This window comes from Rhodococcus sp. MALMAid1271 (assembly GCF_049195265.1).
Lineage (GTDB): Bacteria > Actinomycetota > Actinomycetes > Mycobacteriales > Mycobacteriaceae > Rhodococcoides.
The window spans coordinates 420,211-435,418 of sequence record NZ_JBMIRQ010000108.1 but is presented as its reverse complement, the minus strand read 5'-3'; the positions used below and the strand labels follow the sequence as shown (position 1 = coordinate 435,418).

The following is a 15,208-nucleotide window of genomic DNA, read 5'->3' as shown; positions in this document are numbered from 1 at the left end:
AGATGACATGACACGTCAGGAAATCGCCGTCACCGGCGTCGGGCTCATCACGGCCGCAGGTGACACCACCGAAGAATGCTGGGATGCCATCTCGAACGGCCGGTCCGGCATCCGAATCAACACCCTGTTCGACACCTCCCAACTGCGGACCGAATGGGCCGGCATGGTTCGAGCGCCGCTACGTCAGGACCTGGACCGGTGCTACGCCCTCGCCGAACGCGCGATCCGCGAGGCCTTCGCCGGTGCCGACTTCGACCCGGCGCGATCGGATCGTCGCGTCGCCGTGGTCGTCGGCAGCAGCCTGGGGGCCATGCCGACCCTCGAGGCCGAGCATCGCCGTTTCGTGGAGACCTCCGGTTTCGACCACACGGCCGTGGCCAACTCGCAGTTGCACTGCGTTGCCGACTGGATCGCAGGCGAATTCGGCATCTCCGGACCCCGCATCGTGACATCGAATGCCTGCGCCGCCAGTGCCGTCGCCGTCGGCTACGCCGCCGAGCTGCTGTGGAACGACGAGGTCGACGTCGTGCTCTGCGGTGGAGTCGACCCCCTCGCGTCCCTGTCGGCACACGGATTCACCTGCCTCGGTGCGCTCGATCCGCAGCCGTGCTCACCCATGGCTGCGTCCACGGGAATATCGCTCGGCGAGGGTGCGGGCTTCATGATCCTCGAACGCACCGGGGAGGCGGCCGATCGCGGAGCCCGCGTCATCGCCGAAGTAGCCGGGTACGGTCTGACGCTCGACGGCTATCACCAGACCGCACCCGACCCCACCGGCGAGGGAGCGGCCCGCTCGATCACCGAGGCGCTTCGTACGGCGGGACTGCACGCGGACGATATCGACTACGTCAATCTGCACGGCACCGGAACACCGACCAACGATGTGGTGGAGCCCAAGGCAATTCGGGCCGTGTTCGGTAAGGCTGCCCCGCCTGCCAGCACGACGAAATCGATGATCGGGCACACCCTCGGCGCGGCCGGAGCCGTCGAGGCGGTGTGCTGCATCCTGGCCATCGCCACCGACCTTCAGCCGCCGACCGTGAACACTCGCGGGCTCGAATCGGCAACGGGACTCGACATCGTCCCGGACGTCGGGCGCAGCGCACAGACCGATGTGGTGCTGTCGAATTCGTTCGCCTTCGGCGGCAACAATGCCTCACTCGTCATCACCCGCGCCGGACAGGCACGCGACGAGTCGGTTGCGGCGCGGCGAGTCGGTGCACGAGCCGTCATCACCGGGATGTCCGCGATCGCGGGCACCGCCACCTCCACCGAGGAGACGGTGACCGCGGTGGCGTCGGGAACGCCGTTGTTCGGCATCGAGCGCATCGGCTCGGGCGGGAGTGGACCGTGCGACCCGACGCAGGAATCCGACGGCAAGTCGATGCTGTTCGGCAAGGCCAATATTCGCGGGTTGTCCAAGGGCATCAATCCGGCCAAACTCCGCCGGATGGACCCGCTGAGTGTCCTCGCCGCGGCCGCCACCAACGAGCTTCTGAAGAAGTTCGGCAAGCTCACTCGCGCCGAGGCCGAGGAGACCGGGGTGATCTTCGCGACCGGGTACGGACCGACGACAGCGGTATCGGACTTTCACCGCGGCATCGTCGAGCACGGAGCAGCAGGGGCGAACGCCCTCGTGTTCCCCAACACCGTCGTCAATGCCGCAGCCGGACACCTGGCCATGCTCAACCGCTTTCGCGGCTACACGGCCACGATCTCGACCGGGGGAACGAGCGCAATCGCAGCACTGCACCTCGCCAACCGAGTCATCGAGCGAGGCGCAGCACGACGCATTCTCGTCGTCCTCGCGGACGAGTTTCCCGAGATGGCCGCTCGCACCGTGGCCGGGTTCCCCGGATATCGCGGCGTCGAAGAAGCCGGCAGTGGAGACGGCATGGTGCTCAGCGAAGGATGCGCGGCCTTCCTGGTCGAGTCCGAGGAATCAGCGACAGCGCGCGGAGTTCGGCCGGTGGCTGAGCTGGAAGGGTTCGGTGCGGCGGGCGACACCGGCGGTGTCGGCCGCATCGACCCCGACGGAGCACAGTGGGGCGCAGCGATGTCGACCGCGTTGCGGCAGGCCGGAATCGAGGCCACCGATATCGACCTCGTGGTTCCGTCGGCAGTCGGTAGTGCCCTGCTCGACCGCGCCGAACGGGCGGCCCTGTCGGCGACAGGTCTGGCCGAGGCAATGCAGCACCGATTCAAGAACACCACCGGTGAGACGTTCGGTTCCGCATCCGCAATCGGTCTGGTCAGTGCCCTGTCTGCGAGCGAGGGACCGTCCCGAGTGTTGGTGTCGGCGCAGGCATACGGCGGCAGCTACGCCGCAGCCGTTGCTCGGAGGCTGTCGTGAGCACGCCGGACGCCATCGACCTGATCTCCACCCGACGCCGCTCACTTCCACGAGATCGAGCCGGGTATCCGGTGCGTTTGCACGGTAAAGGGTTGATCGCGGCAGCGGTGCAGTGCCGTGACGGCGTAGCACCGGATCGGCGGTCGATTCGCACGGACGCGTTGCGTCGGTGGACCGTAGCCGATCGCGGACTGCACGCCTCGGTGGCGCATTGCGCTGCCGATGCCGTCGTGGCATTGCACCCGAGTGCCCCGGTGGGAGTCGACCTGCAGGATTGTCGCCCACGCCCGTTGGCGCTCGCGTGGCTCGGGGAACTGGTCGCACTACCCGGTCCGTGCACCATCGCCCAGTTCGCCGAATGCGAGGCGCTCATCAAGGCCTCGCATCTGACCAAGGAGACATTCCGCGGAGTGCGGCTGCCCGACCCGGCACCCGGATGGCGGCCCATACACGCCGGCTACTGGGTCCACACGGCGGTGCAGCCCGACGGAAGTGCAGTGGCCGTCGTCACCACCGAACCGATGCCGTTGCGCTACAGCACTGCCGAAGATTCGAACGTCCTGAAGGAGGCAGCGTGAGCTCCGCAACTGCAGCAGTGGACCGGCGGTACCGGCGCAAGCTCTCGCGTGTCGAGCGGACCTATGTCAACGCACGCACGCTCGGCGCGAACACCCTGATTCGACTGGTGGTCGACGGCGTGGGATCGATCGAGCCCGCAGCGTTCGACGCCGCGGTCGCAGCGGCGTCCTCGGTAGCCCCTGGACTGTCGGTGCGACGCCGCGGCGCGACCTGGCACGGGGGTGGGCCCGCACCGGTGGTCGCTCACCTACCCATCGACCGATTGCACTGCGATGCAGCGTTCTTTCACGATCCGATAGATGTCACCGAGGGTCCCGTCGTTCGCCTCGCCGTCGGGCATTCCGATCCGGCCGACGCGGCCCGCCCACGTACCCGCATAGCCGCCGTCGTCGATCACGCAGTGACCGATGGACACGGTTTCACCGCCTGGCTCGCCGATGTGTTCCGCGAGCTACGAGGCGAGCAGGCCCATGGTTTCCCCTCGGAAGACGCCGACATCGACCTCGCGCGTCGGGCACCGAAATTCGGCAAGCGGAGTGCGCCGACGCCGACGCCGGAACCCAGGCCATCCCCGCTTCGTCGCAGCGGAGTCAGCACCGAGACGACCGCGTGCTGGTATCGAGCAGAACTGCCACCCGTCACCGAACCCGTTGTCGGACATATCGTTGCAGCAGTAGCCGGGTCGCTGCGCTCGGACACCGGTAGCGTGTCGATTCCGGTCGATCTGCGCAGACACTCGCCCGGCATCCGGTCGACGGCAAACCTCTCCTCGCCCGTCGCACTCTCGATCACCCGCGACACCGACGCTCGGTCGGCACAGAGCACCGTGCTGATGGCCCTGATGCGCGGCCGAGAACTCGATCCGTATCGCAGCGACTACCGCGCGTCCAACGGCTTCGCCCGGTCACTCGACTCTGCTCTCGGCACCGACTCCGACGGTGGACATCCCGTCACGGCGATCATCTCCGATCATGGCGTCATCGACGAAAGGCGTTTCAGCACCGCGTCCTTCGAGCCGCTGACGATCAGCACACTGCCGATGGTCGTGCCGCACGCCTCGATGTTCGTCAGTGCCGTCACGACCTCTCGGGCGACCGTGCTGACCCTCGGCTGCCGACGCGACGACGACCCCGCACTGTGCCTGAATCTGCTGAACTCCGCCTCGGTTGCCCTCGGAGGAGCTGCGAACGCCGCGGCCCTTCCGGGCGGCGGCCCCGCCGATCGAGGAAGTATCCGATGACCACCCGTACCGTCGACATCGACCGCTCGCCTACCGCACCGGCGGAGATCGAGCCCACCCGCCGTGCCCGGATGACCATTGCCTGCGCACTGGCCGGAACCCTGCTGGCGACGCTGGACACCACCGTCGTCAACGTCGCGCTGCACTCGGTGACCGAGCGGTTCGGCACCATCGACAAGGTGCAGTGGATCGTCACCGGGTACTTGCTGGCACTCGTCGCGACGATGCCGCTGGCCGGGTGGTTGGCTGCCCGCATCGGCGCAGGCCGGGCGTACATCGGTGCCATCGCGTTGTTCGGGACGGGATCTGCGCTGTGTGCGATCAGCCCGTCTCTCGAGCTGCTGGTCGCCTCGCGTGCGCTCTCGGGCGCCGCCGCCGGAATCATCATTCCGCTGGCCACCGTCATGGTTGCGCGAGATGTCTCCCGCGAGCAATTCGCGCGAGTGCAGGCGCTCAACGGCAGCATTCAACTCATCGGGCCGCTACTGGGACCGACGGTCGGTGGACTGCTCATCGACGCAGGCGGATGGCCGGCAGTGTTCTGGCTCAACGTCCCCGTGTGTGCCGCCATCGCGTGCGCCGGAGCGTTCATCGCGGGGCCGAAACCCACCGGACACCCTCGCCCGCTCGACGTCCTCGGATTGCTCACCGGTGCCACGGCCACAGTCTGCGCCGTGTCGGCCATCTCCGCTCTGTCGCAGAACGATTCGCTCAGGTGGGTACGGGTCCTCGCACTCGCACTGATCAGTGCGCTCGCCCTGACACTGTTCGTGCTGCGAGAAAATCGAACCGAACACCCCCTGCTCGATCTCGGTCTGATGCGACACCGCATCTTCGCGCGTGCCTCGGTCAACGTCTTCCTGCTCGGATTTCTGCTCTACGCACCGATGGTCGTCATCCCTCTCTATTTCTCGGCAGCGCGCGGCGAATCCAGCGTCACGACGGGGCTCCTGCTCTCCACCGCCGGACTGGGCGTGGTGATCTCGGGAATTCTGTGCCCGCGGCTGATGCGTCGCTGGGGAGCCGGGCGCACGATGATCCTCGGGATCGTCGCTACGTTCCTCGCCACCGTCCCGCTCGTCACGCTGTCCGACGACACGTCGTATCCGTTGCTGTGTGGGCTGCTCGTCGTTCGCGGAGCAGGGATCGGCCTCGCCGTCGTCGCGGTGATGACCAAGGCATACCAGTCGAGCCCGGCCGACTCGATCGCCGACGCGGCCGCTCAGCTCAACCTGCTGCAACGCATCGGCGGGGCGCTGGCAGCGGCTGTCGTCTCGTTCGTCCTCGCGCACGCCGCAACCGAGCACGGCGGCCTGGTCTCCGGCGCGTTTGCGCAGACCAGCTGGTGGCTCGTCGGTGCTGCCGCTGTGACGCTGGTGCCTGCCCTTGCACTGGCCAGGGCCGAGGTTCGCACCGCTGCCTGATACCGACCAACTGGCCCTGTTGCTGTTGCGAAACTCTTCTGCACGGGTAACGATGACCGCATGGGGGTCGATTGGGGATTCTTCGCACTGGGCCACGCGCAGTACTTCGCGCCGCCCTGGGCGGAGGGTTCACCCTGGCTGAGGGGCCATTTCTCCGATCCGGCAGTCCCCGACGGGTGGATCTCGAGCGACAGCGGGCCGTGGCGGTCGCATCGACCGGCAAGCCCGCTGTCGCCCTCCGGGTGGAAGGTCCACGTCTCGGCGCATCCCGACCACGCGGCCAGAGCGGTCGAGCACACGGCACGGGTGTGCGTCGATCACGGCGTCGCCTTCAAACACCTGCGCTCGTCGGGGCTGGCCCATGCGCTGCAGATGAAGTTCGCTCCCACGGCCCACAGCGGCAAGGTCGTGGTGTGTTATCCCGAGCCGGACACCCTGGAGGATCTCTGCTCCGGCCTGGTCGAGGCACTCAGCGGTATCGAAGGACCGGATATCGTCGGTGAGCCCAGAATCGGGACCTCGCCCGTCTACCTGCGCTACGGCGCGTTCTCGGGCGAGTGGATGGTGACCGATGACGGCGTCGTACCCGCGATGCGGTGCGATGGGGAGCTCGAGCAGGATCGACGCGGTAGCGGGGACCACTGCCGATCGCATCCCTATGCCGATGCGGTGGTCGACGACTATCGCAGAACCCTCACCGCAGCCACGCTCCCGTTGCGAGACGCGCGGCTGATCCACCGCACCAACGCCGGTGGTGTCTACCGCGGGACGTGGGAGGACGGTCGCGCAGTCATCGTCAAGGAAGCTCGGCATCGAGCGGGGCTCGATCTCGACCGGATCGCGGCACCGGTCCGGCTGGCTCACGAACATGCTGCGCTGCAACGACTCTCAGGACTCGGTGTTGAACCCGAGCCGATCTGGTACGGAACCATCGGCCCCAGCGATTTCCTCGCCATGGAGGACGTCGGGGTGGCCACGCTGGTTCATCACCAAGCGCGCCGTCATCCGGCCGTCATCCCTGGCATCGACGTGCAGGCCTCGGGGTACGCCCGGTGGATCGACGACGTACTCGACGCGGTCCGCCGCGCCTTGGCCGTCATGCACACCGCAGGTGTTGCACACGGCGACGTTCACCCGGCCAATGTCGTGATACAAGAACACGGTTCGGCGACGCTGATCGATTTCGAGTCGTGTTCGATCGACGGCGTCGCGTGTTCCCGCGGGATCGCGGCAGCCGGCTACTCGAACGGTGGACCTCCCACGCCGGCGGGCGACCTGGCAGCCGTGGACAACATCGCCGACGCCCTGCTGCACCCGGCTGCAGCGAACGCGGTGTCGGCGGCCGTGCGCGCGGACATGCTCGCAGGTGCCAGGGCCGATCTCGGGTTGGCCCCGCACTCGAATCGGCTCCCTGGACCGACAGCGGCCGCAATCGCCGACGGAATCCGACGGACAACCACATTCGACGCGCCGGATTCCCTGTTCCCGGTGGACCACCGCCGATTTCACGTACCGGGTGCCGGATTGTCGTTGCTGTGGGGCACGGCAGGTGTGCTCGTCGAACTGCACCGCTGCGGTGCGGATCGAGCCCTGCTCGACGCCGGAGCGACGTGGCTGGCGAAAGCAGCACTCGCTGCGCCGCCACTGCCGTCCGGGTTCGGTGACGGCGGGCATGGAATTGCCTGGGCGCTTGCCGCACTCGGAGATCATGCGTCGGCCGAGCAAGTACTGGAGCGTCTGGACGACGGTCGCCCCGAGCCAGCAGGGCCCTGGTGGCGCAACGGCACCGCCGGAATCGCTCTCGCGTACGCCCACATCGCTCGTGCGACCGGACGAGAGGATCTCCGCGACCGGGCGCTTGCCCTCACCGAGTCCCTGCCGAGAACGCGCACCCGCCCGGTCGGCCACATCCCCGGCATCGGGTTCGGCGGCGCTGGAGTCGCCTGCGCCGCACATGCTCTCGGGCTGCTGCTGGGCGGCGATACCTCGACCGCCGCAACCACGGCACTCGACTGGGACCTGCAGACGTGCGAGCGGCGGTCCGATGGACTCTACGGCCGCCAGGACACGGTGCTGCTGCCGTACCTCGGACGCGGCAGCGGCGGCCTCGCAGTGGCCGCGAAGCTGTGCGGGATCGAACTCGACGCCGACGCGGTTGCCGGACTCGCCGCCGCAGCAGCGACACCGATCGTGGCGTTCGGCGGGTTGTACGAGGGCCGAGCCGGGTTGGCCGTCGCCGCACACGCGATCTCCGACGGGGCGCATCCGTACCTGCCCGAGCTGACCCGACGGCTGTGCTGGTCCGTCGGCAGCGTCGATGGCAGTCTCGCTTTCAAGGGTGACCAGAATGCCCGTTACACAACGGATCTCGCGACCGGAGCCGCCGGGGCGCTGATCGCTCTGGCACAGGATCCGGTGACCGCATTCGCGTCGAGCTGCGGGTTTTCGGCATGACGGGTGTCATGTTCTCGGTAGCCACAGCGTCACGCAGAACACGTGATCGCAGGTACTGCCGATCACGGGGCCCGCTTCGGCAATATTTCCGGTGTCACATCCACACGAACGAGGGACCCGATCATGAACATCGCCGAACTGCACGATCTCACCATCGACAAGACCTCCGACTCCATCGACATCGTCGCTGCCATGAGTGCCGTGTCGGTCAACGGTTGGTGTCTCTGACCGACCCGCCCTGCTGCGCTGATACGGCCACTCGACGTCCTCGCACCACCGAGGAATCGAGCCTGCGGGACGACCCATCGATGGATAAGGTGAGTCGATTCTCGAGAAAGCGGTTTCAGTGACAGCGCCGACCGGCAATACCCGTTCCCGCGACAGATACCCGAGCGAGTCGCTCGCGTTCGCTGCGACGTGGCTCGTCGTCGCACTCATTTCTTTCCTCGGCCTCACCAACATCTTCGATCGTCGGATCGACACCGGCATACCGGTCGCCGTGGTGGCTGCGGCAATCGTCGTGTCCGTCGGAACCATCCTGGCGTTGGCTCAGCACGCGCTGGCCCACAACTACATCGGACCGAAGTTGAGGATTGCCGGTTGGGTCGCGATTCCGCTCGGAATCCTCAACATCCCGCTGTCGGAAACCTGGGAAACCTGCTGCATTTCCATTGCAATCGCCGCGACGTTGGTGCGGGGCAGTCGCGCACCCATCACGATCGGTGCCGTATGTCTGCTCGTCATTGCAGCCACCGTCAACGCGGACCGGGACGACGGCGTCGAGGCGTTCGGGATCCTGTTGGGGACCGCAGGCCTGGCCGTGGTTCTGATCGCCTTCTCCGAACTCGCTCGGTCACTCATTGCACTACATGCATCACGGGAGGAGGTGGCCAGATTGCAGGTCGACGCCGAGCGTCACCGAATATCGCGGGATCTGCACGACGTCATCGGGCGGACTCTCGTCACCGCCCTGCTCCGCAATCAAGCTGCGATCCAGTTGTTCAGCATCGACCCGGATCGTGCCCGCGAGCAACTGGACCACGTGCATCAGGTGCTCAGCGCCGGGCAGGCGGATCTCCGACGCTTGACGACCGGACCGATCCTGGCCGACTTCGCGGCCGAGTTCGCCACCGTCGAGGCGATGTGCGCACGGCTGGACATCGTGTGCCACTCGGCAGTCGAGCCGCCGGAGGACGAGGACATCGACCGGGTGTTCGCGGCGATCGTCCGGGAGGCGTCGACCAACATGCTCAAGCATGCGCATCCGCGTCGTTGCTCGGTGCGCGTCGCTCTCGAGTCGCAGGCACATGTCCTGGAATTCGCCAACGACGGCATCACGCATCGAGGAGCAGTCGAGTCAGGAACGGGACTTGCGGACCTGACCGATCAGGTGACCCAACTCGGGGGGCACCTCACCGCGGACTACAGCTCTGACGGAGAATTCGTGGTGCTGGCTCGAATACCGCTGAGCAAGGGAGTGTAAGTGGCGATCAGGCTGTTGTTGGCCGAGGACGTGGCGCTGCTCGCCGAAGCCTTCGAGGTATTGCTTTCCACCGACCCGGATATCGAGGTCGTCGGCCGAGTTGCGCGCGGCGACGAGGTACGTCCAGCCGCAACCGAGCTGAGTCCGGACATCATCCTGATGGACATCGACATGCCAGGGATGACAGGGATCGAGGCCACCGCCGACCTGCGTCGGGCCGGCGTCGCGACCCCGGTCCTGCTGCTGACCGCACTACCCGGAAGCGGCCACGTGCACGACGCGCTCGCCGCCGGGGCCAACGGATATCTGCTCAAGTCGACCGATGCACAGCATCTGCTCGACGGCATCAAAGCCGTCGTCTCCAAACACACCGTCATCGACCCGGCGCTGGCTGCCGAGGCGCTCCGCGCCGGTCCGAATCCGTTGCGCGACCGCGAACTCGACGTACTGCGCTTGGTCGACGAGGGACTGTCGACCAAGTCCATCGCCGAACGCCTGTTTCTCAGCCCGGGCACCGTGCGCAACTATCTCTCCAGTGCCATCACCACACTGGGTTCCAACAGTCGCCTCGAGGCCATCCGCACCGCACGCGAGAACGGATGGCTCTAGGCCGAACCCGACGATGCGGTCAGCCGCCGTGCGCTTCGACCGCAACGGGCTGCCATTCGCGCCAGCTCTCCAGTCGAGACTGGTAGTCCTTCGTGGCGATCTGCAGCGGAGCATCACCGAAAAAGACTCGTAGCGGTGGCTTTTCGGCGTCCACCACCTTCAGAAGTGCCGATCGTGTTGCAGTCGGATCACCGGGGGTCGACTGCCTCGAGCTCCTGAGTTTCGCCGCCTTGTCCCGAATCGAATCGTACGCAGCGATCTCGGTGGACTTCTTCGCCGACGGACCGGACCAGTCGGTGGAGAACCCACCCGGCTCGATCAGCGTCACATGGATGCCGAAGTCGGCCACCTCCTGAGCGAGAGCCTGGCTGAAACCCTCGAGTGCCCACTTGGATGCGTGGTACGCACCGACATTCGGGAACGCGGAAATACCGCCGATGGACGAGACCTGCAGAATGTGGCCACTGCCCTGCGCGCGCATGAACGGCAACGCCGCCTGCGTCACCCACAGCGCACCGAAGACGTTGGTCTCGATCTGCGCGCGGGCATCTTCCTCGGAGAGCTCCTCGATCATGCCGAACTGGCCGTACCCGGCGTTGTTGACGACGATGTCGAGTGAGCCGAGCTTCTCGTGAGCGTGCTGTACGGCCGCGAAGTCGGCTGCGCGATCGTTCACGTCCAGTTCGATCGGCACAATCGCGTCGCCGTACTGCTCGACGAGGTCTTTCAAGGTATCGGTGTTGCGGGCTGTCGCTGCCACACGATCTCCGCGTTCCAAGGCCGCGATCGCCCATTCGCGTCCGAAGCCCTTGGATGTGCCGGTGATGAACCATGTCTTTACTGCCACTGGATCCGTCCCTTCACTGCGAAGACAAGAGTAGGGACGACGCCCGCTGCAAACGCCTCTCGGCGAGTGGTCGCTCGTAGCGACAAATGGGGTGAGGCCCGGGGCTTGCCGAGCGGACGCCGTCAGCAGAGTCCAACGAGGCATCGGCCCCGGCTATTCCCCGCACCTCAGCTGTGTTCGGTGATCATCACGGCCATGGTGTTCGGCTCGAGGGCCTCGAAGATGTGCGGCACATCGCCGGGATAGGCAACGTAGTCACCCGGGGCCAGTTCGACTGCCTCGCCCATCGGCCCCACCATGGCGCGCCCGGCGCTGAGCACCACGTGTTCTACAACTCCTGGTGAGTGCGGGTCCGAGCGCCTCGGCTCGCCGACATCGGCGCTGATCAGGTAGATGTCCCGTCGAGCGTTCGGCGGCGACGAGGCCAGCAGCGTCGCTGTGTAGTCCGCCCGGTCCGAGGCGAATCTCGGCCCGTCGCCCGCACGGATGAGCCGGACCGACTGCTTTGCGGGCTCGACCAGGCGGGAGAACGGCACGCCCAGGGTGACGCTGAGCGCCCACAGGGTTTCCAGACTCGGGTTTCCGGTTCCCGATTCGAGTTGCGAGAGTGTCGATTTCGCAATACCTGCGCGACGGGCCACTTCGGCGAGCGAGAGGCCGACGCGCCGCCTTTCCTGCTGCAGGGCGGCGGCGATCGCCGCAATCGGTGGGCCGGCATCCGCCATTCGTTCACTCCATCGGTACGTTCGTTTGATTTGACGAACAGAATAACATCGTCCAATATAACGACCATGCGTTCGACATGGCGAACTCTTCAGGGAGTCAACTTTCGAGATATCGCGCTGGTCTGCCTGGCCGACGCACTGGTAGGGGCCTCCTTCGGAGCCATCTCGGTGGCCGCGGGACTGCCCCTGTGGCTGCCGGTGGTGATGTCGGTGGTGGTCTTCGCCGGCTCGTCACAATTCATCTTCGTCGGCATCCTGGCCGCCGGGGGCAATCCCATCGCCGCCGTGGCGAGCGCACTACTCGCCAACACCCGACTGGTACCGCTCGGCTTCTCCATCGGCACAGTGTTCGAGAACGTGCCACCGCTGCGGCGTCTACTCGGCAGCCACCTGATCACCGACGAAGCCGTCGCCTTCAGCGTCGCCGAAGCCGATACCAAAAGCCGTCGAACAGCGTTCTGGCTCTGCGGAATCGGACTGTTCGCCACCTGGAACATCGGCGTCCTGGTCGGCACACTCGGAGGTGGCGCAATCAACGACACCGCCGCACTAGGCCTCGACGCCGCATTCCCGGCCATCCTGCTGGGCCTGATCATGCCAGCGCTCCGCGACCGAGCCACCCGCAACGCCGCATTCATCGGAGCAGCAATCGCCCTCATCGCATCGATGTTCCTACCCAGCGGCCTACCCGTACTCCTGGCCCTGATCGCCGTGATACCGGCCGTCCTCTCCACCGCCACCGTCGCACCGAAAGAACCCGCATGAACCTCACCGTCCCCCTGATCGCACTCGTCATCGGCACCTTCGCCCTCCGCATCGCCGGCCCGGCACTGCGAACCCGAGTCACCCTCTCCCCGCGCATCGACACACTCACAACCACAGCAGTCGCCGTCATCTTCGTAGCAATCGTCGCCACCTCCACCCTCCTCACCGAGAAGAACTTCGCAGGATTCGCACTACCAGTAGGCGTCGCCGTAGCCGGAATCCTCGCGTGGCGACAAGCGCCCTTCGTCGTCATCGTGATCGCAGCAGCAGCAACAACCGCAACCCTGCGATGGTTCGGTGTCCCTTGACATCGGCGGCAGAGGTGCAGTGGTCGGCGCTACCGAATCCCCCACCCCACCCGCGGACCCCCGAGTCCACTCGATGTGACATTGACCCCCTAAAAGGCCACTAGATGTCACATTGACTGCAGCGAAATGGGCTGACTGGTGGCACCGACGCCGAACTCGTCGCGCACCACCGACTCCGAACACCCGGTGCGCCGAACTGGCGATCGTCTCGTGGATCCATCGACACGCTGCGTCGCCAGGTGACCGATACGTCGAACTACTGATCTGAGCGTCCACTATTTCCCTGCCGCGACGGCATTCCGTTCCTCGCGCCAAATTGTGGACATCGACCACAGTCAACTGGTGAAGCGCAGACGCCCGCGAGCAGGCCCTGTGAGATCACCCTGCCCGTTCACCGCCTCCCCAAGTCCACTCGATGTGACATTGACCCCCGAAAAGGCCACCAGATGTCACATTGAGTACCGACAAACGGGAACAATGGTGAGGGGAACACGGAAACGACTGTCGACTTTGGGAGCAGCAATGACCGCGCTGGATGAGATACGCCGACGGTGGCCGAAGACGATGCCTCTGCAGCCGTTGCCGTCGGAGTCGTGGGCGAAGCAGGAGCCCACCTGGAAGGGTGCGAATCCCCAGGTCATCGAGTCTGCGCTGAAGCGTGCGAAGACGCGGACGTCGGGCAATTGGTTCGTGTTCGCCGCCAGTCGCGATGTGAAGGCCGACAAGCCGTTCGGCCGTTATGTGGGCACCACCGAACTCGTGGCGTGGCGCGACTCGTCGGGCAAGGTGCACATCGGCCCGGGTGCGTGCCCGCATCTCGGCGCTGCGTTGGACACCGCGAAGATCGAGTGCGATGCATTGGTCTGTCGCTGGCATGGATTGGCTCTCGGGCCGAAGGGCAAGGCTGGTTGGCGTCCGGTTCCCGCGTTCGACGACGGGGTTCTGGTGTGGGTTCGGCTCGATGAGCTCGGCGGTGAGGAGCCGACGCCCGTGCCGGTGGTCCCGATCCGACCGCCTGCGTCGACTGCCATCGCCGGTGTGGTCACTCTGGTCGGGAAGTGCGAGCCCGATGACATCATCGCCAACCGGCTCGATCCCTGGCACGGTGCGTGGTTTCATCCGTATTCGTTCGCGAGATTGAAGGTGGTCAGCGAGCCGACCGAGATCGATGTAGCAGAGGAAGACGATCGTTTTCTCGTCGACGTGACCTTCCGCGTCAGCCGAGGAGTCGGGGTGCCGGTACGGGCCGAGTTCGTCTGCCCCGGTCCGCGCACCATCGTGATGCGCATTCTCGACGGCGAAGGGGTTGGCAGCGTCGTGGAGACGCATGCGACTCCGCTTTCTCCGGCGTCCGACGGAACCCCGCGCACCGCGGTCATCGAGGCGACGATCGCAGCCTCGGATCGCACTGGGTTCCAGATGGCGCGCAAGGTGTCCGGACTGTTGCGTCCGGCGATGAACTTCACCGCCGCCCGCTTGTGGAAGGACGATCTCGAGTACGCCGAACGCCGTTACGAACTGCGTTCGACGGGGCGGGCCTAAGTGCAGCTCTACCACGTTTGCTTCGCCGTGCGCGATCTCTCTGCGGCAATGTCGGACCTATCGGCGACGACCGGTGCACGTTGGCGAGCGCCCCGTACAGGCACGCTGGGCGAGTGGACGTATCGCATCGTGTTCTCCATCGCAGCTCCACATTTCGAGTTGATCGAGGGACCATCAGGAAGTCCATGGGACTGCACAAAGGGCCCGCGATTCCACCACCTCGGGTTCTGGTCCGACGACATGGACTTGGACCGGACGGCCCTGGACGGCGTCGGAAAAACTGTGTTCGACGCCTGCCCACTGGGCCGGCCGTTCAGCTATCACCGGATCGACACCATCGGAGCGGACATCGAACTGGTGGACCGCTTGGCCGAACCGGGCTTCCGCACTACGTGGGAACTCTGACCACCCGATCCTCGACGAACTCGGCGAGTTGCCCGATGACGGTTCCCCGACCGTCGTAGAAACCCAAATCCTCGTGCATCTTTCGGTCTTCGACGTTGCGGTGCATCACGTGGGCTCGGTAGTCCGTTCCGTCGGGGTGGTCGGTGAACGTGATCACCGCGGTCATGAACAACTGCGGTGCGGGTCGCCATCCCTCGACGAGGGAGTTCGTGAAGACGATGCGTTCACCGTCGTCGACGGCAAGGAAGCAACCGTCGATGTGGGGCTCGTACTGCCCGCCTGATTCGCTGATCAGTGTGCGGAATGCGCCACCGGGTTTCGGATCCCAGGCGTCGACGCGGCACAGCGCTGGTGCCGGAATACCACTTCTCGAATTTGGACGGGTCTGTCCATGCGTCCCATACGGCGGCGCGCGGAGCCCTGATGACGCGGGAGATGGTCAGGTCCAGGTCAGGATCGATGGGTGTCATTGCG

At 66.0% G+C, this 15,208-nt stretch carries 13 protein-coding genes and 1 pseudogene; 11 read left to right on the top strand and 3 right to left on the bottom strand.

Annotated features, from left to right (window positions below):
- The first annotated feature begins 7 nt into the window (after positions 1 to 7).
- The 7 genes from ACOQFP_RS19830 (at position 8) to ACOQFP_RS19800 (ending at position 10,142) form a co-directional block, all read left to right on the top strand.
- Positions 8 to 2,353 carry a beta-ketoacyl synthase N-terminal-like domain-containing protein gene (locus ACOQFP_RS19830; RefSeq protein ID WP_421585295.1) on the top strand — a complete coding sequence of 782 codons (2,346 nt, stop codon included), beginning with the start codon at positions 8 to 10 and terminating at the stop codon, positions 2,351 to 2,353.
- Entirely contained in the window at positions 2,350 to 2,931 is a 582-nt protein-coding gene (locus tag ACOQFP_RS19825) for a hypothetical protein (RefSeq protein WP_421585294.1), read from the top strand. Before ACOQFP_RS19830 ends, ACOQFP_RS19825 begins: the two co-directional genes overlap by 4 nt.
- Complete coding sequence (locus ACOQFP_RS19820) at positions 2,928 to 4,172, top strand: hypothetical protein (RefSeq protein ID WP_421585293.1); 1,245 nt, start codon at positions 2,928 to 2,930, stop codon at positions 4,170 to 4,172. Before ACOQFP_RS19825 ends, ACOQFP_RS19820 begins: the two co-directional genes overlap by 4 nt.
- On the top strand, positions 4,169 to 5,596 hold the full coding sequence (locus ACOQFP_RS19815) for a DHA2 family efflux MFS transporter permease subunit (protein ID WP_421585292.1): 1,428 nt from the start codon (positions 4,169 to 4,171) through the stop codon (positions 5,594 to 5,596). The genes ACOQFP_RS19820 and ACOQFP_RS19815 overlap by 4 nt, the downstream gene beginning before the upstream one ends.
- 60 nt (positions 5,597 to 5,656) lie before the next feature.
- Complete coding sequence (locus ACOQFP_RS19810) at positions 5,657 to 8,050, top strand: phosphotransferase (protein ID WP_421585291.1); 2,394 nt, start codon at positions 5,657 to 5,659, stop codon at positions 8,048 to 8,050.
- Positions 8,051 to 8,396: 346 nt separating this feature from the next.
- Positions 8,397 to 9,533 (top strand): sensor histidine kinase, encoded by a 1,137-nt coding sequence (locus tag ACOQFP_RS19805; RefSeq protein WP_421585290.1) that lies wholly within the window; start codon positions 8,397 to 8,399, stop codon positions 9,531 to 9,533.
- Positions 9,534 to 10,142 carry a response regulator gene (locus ACOQFP_RS19800; protein WP_421585289.1) on the top strand — a complete coding sequence of 203 codons (609 nt, stop codon included), beginning with the start codon at positions 9,534 to 9,536 and terminating at the stop codon, positions 10,140 to 10,142. It abuts the gene before it with no gap.
- 19 nt (positions 10,143 to 10,161) lie between these two features.
- On the opposite strand, the gene ACOQFP_RS19795 is transcribed toward ACOQFP_RS19800, so the two are convergent.
- Both ACOQFP_RS19795 and ACOQFP_RS19790 read right to left on the bottom strand, forming a co-directional pair.
- Entirely contained in the window at positions 10,162 to 10,989 is an 828-nt protein-coding gene (locus tag ACOQFP_RS19795; RefSeq protein ID WP_421585288.1) for an SDR family oxidoreductase, read from the bottom strand.
- Positions 10,990 to 11,156: 167 nt separating this feature from the next.
- Entirely contained in the window at positions 11,157 to 11,714 is a 558-nt protein-coding gene (locus ACOQFP_RS19790) for a helix-turn-helix domain-containing protein (protein WP_421585287.1), read from the bottom strand.
- 66 nt (positions 11,715 to 11,780) lie between these two features.
- On the opposite strand from ACOQFP_RS19790, the gene ACOQFP_RS19785 reads away from it, so the two are divergent.
- The 4 genes from ACOQFP_RS19785 to ACOQFP_RS19770 all read left to right on the top strand — a co-directional run bounded on the left by ACOQFP_RS19785 (position 11,781) and on the right by ACOQFP_RS19770 (position 14,734).
- Positions 11,781 to 12,479 (top strand): AzlC family ABC transporter permease, encoded by a 699-nt coding sequence (locus tag ACOQFP_RS19785; RefSeq protein ID WP_421585286.1) that lies wholly within the window; start codon positions 11,781 to 11,783, stop codon positions 12,477 to 12,479.
- Positions 12,476 to 12,787 carry an AzlD domain-containing protein gene (locus tag ACOQFP_RS19780; RefSeq protein ID WP_421585285.1) on the top strand — a complete coding sequence of 104 codons (312 nt, stop codon included), beginning with the start codon at positions 12,476 to 12,478 and terminating at the stop codon, positions 12,785 to 12,787. Before ACOQFP_RS19785 ends, ACOQFP_RS19780 begins: the two co-directional genes overlap by 4 nt.
- A gap of 522 nt (positions 12,788 to 13,309) precedes the next feature.
- Complete coding sequence (locus tag ACOQFP_RS19775; RefSeq protein WP_421585284.1) at positions 13,310 to 14,329, top strand: DUF5914 domain-containing protein; 1,020 nt, start codon at positions 13,310 to 13,312, stop codon at positions 14,327 to 14,329.
- Positions 14,330 to 14,734: a VOC family protein gene (locus ACOQFP_RS19770; protein ID WP_421585283.1), complete on the top strand. Its 405-nt coding sequence runs from the start codon at positions 14,330 to 14,332 to the stop codon at positions 14,732 to 14,734. It begins immediately after the preceding gene.
- Here the strand turns inward: ACOQFP_RS19770 and ACOQFP_RS19765 are convergent.
- Positions 14,718 to 15,204: pseudogene (locus tag ACOQFP_RS19765) on the bottom strand (SRPBCC family protein). The gene ACOQFP_RS19770 and the pseudogene ACOQFP_RS19765 sit on opposite strands and share 17 nt — an antisense overlap.
- Between the last annotated feature and the right edge of the window lie 4 nt (positions 15,205 to 15,208).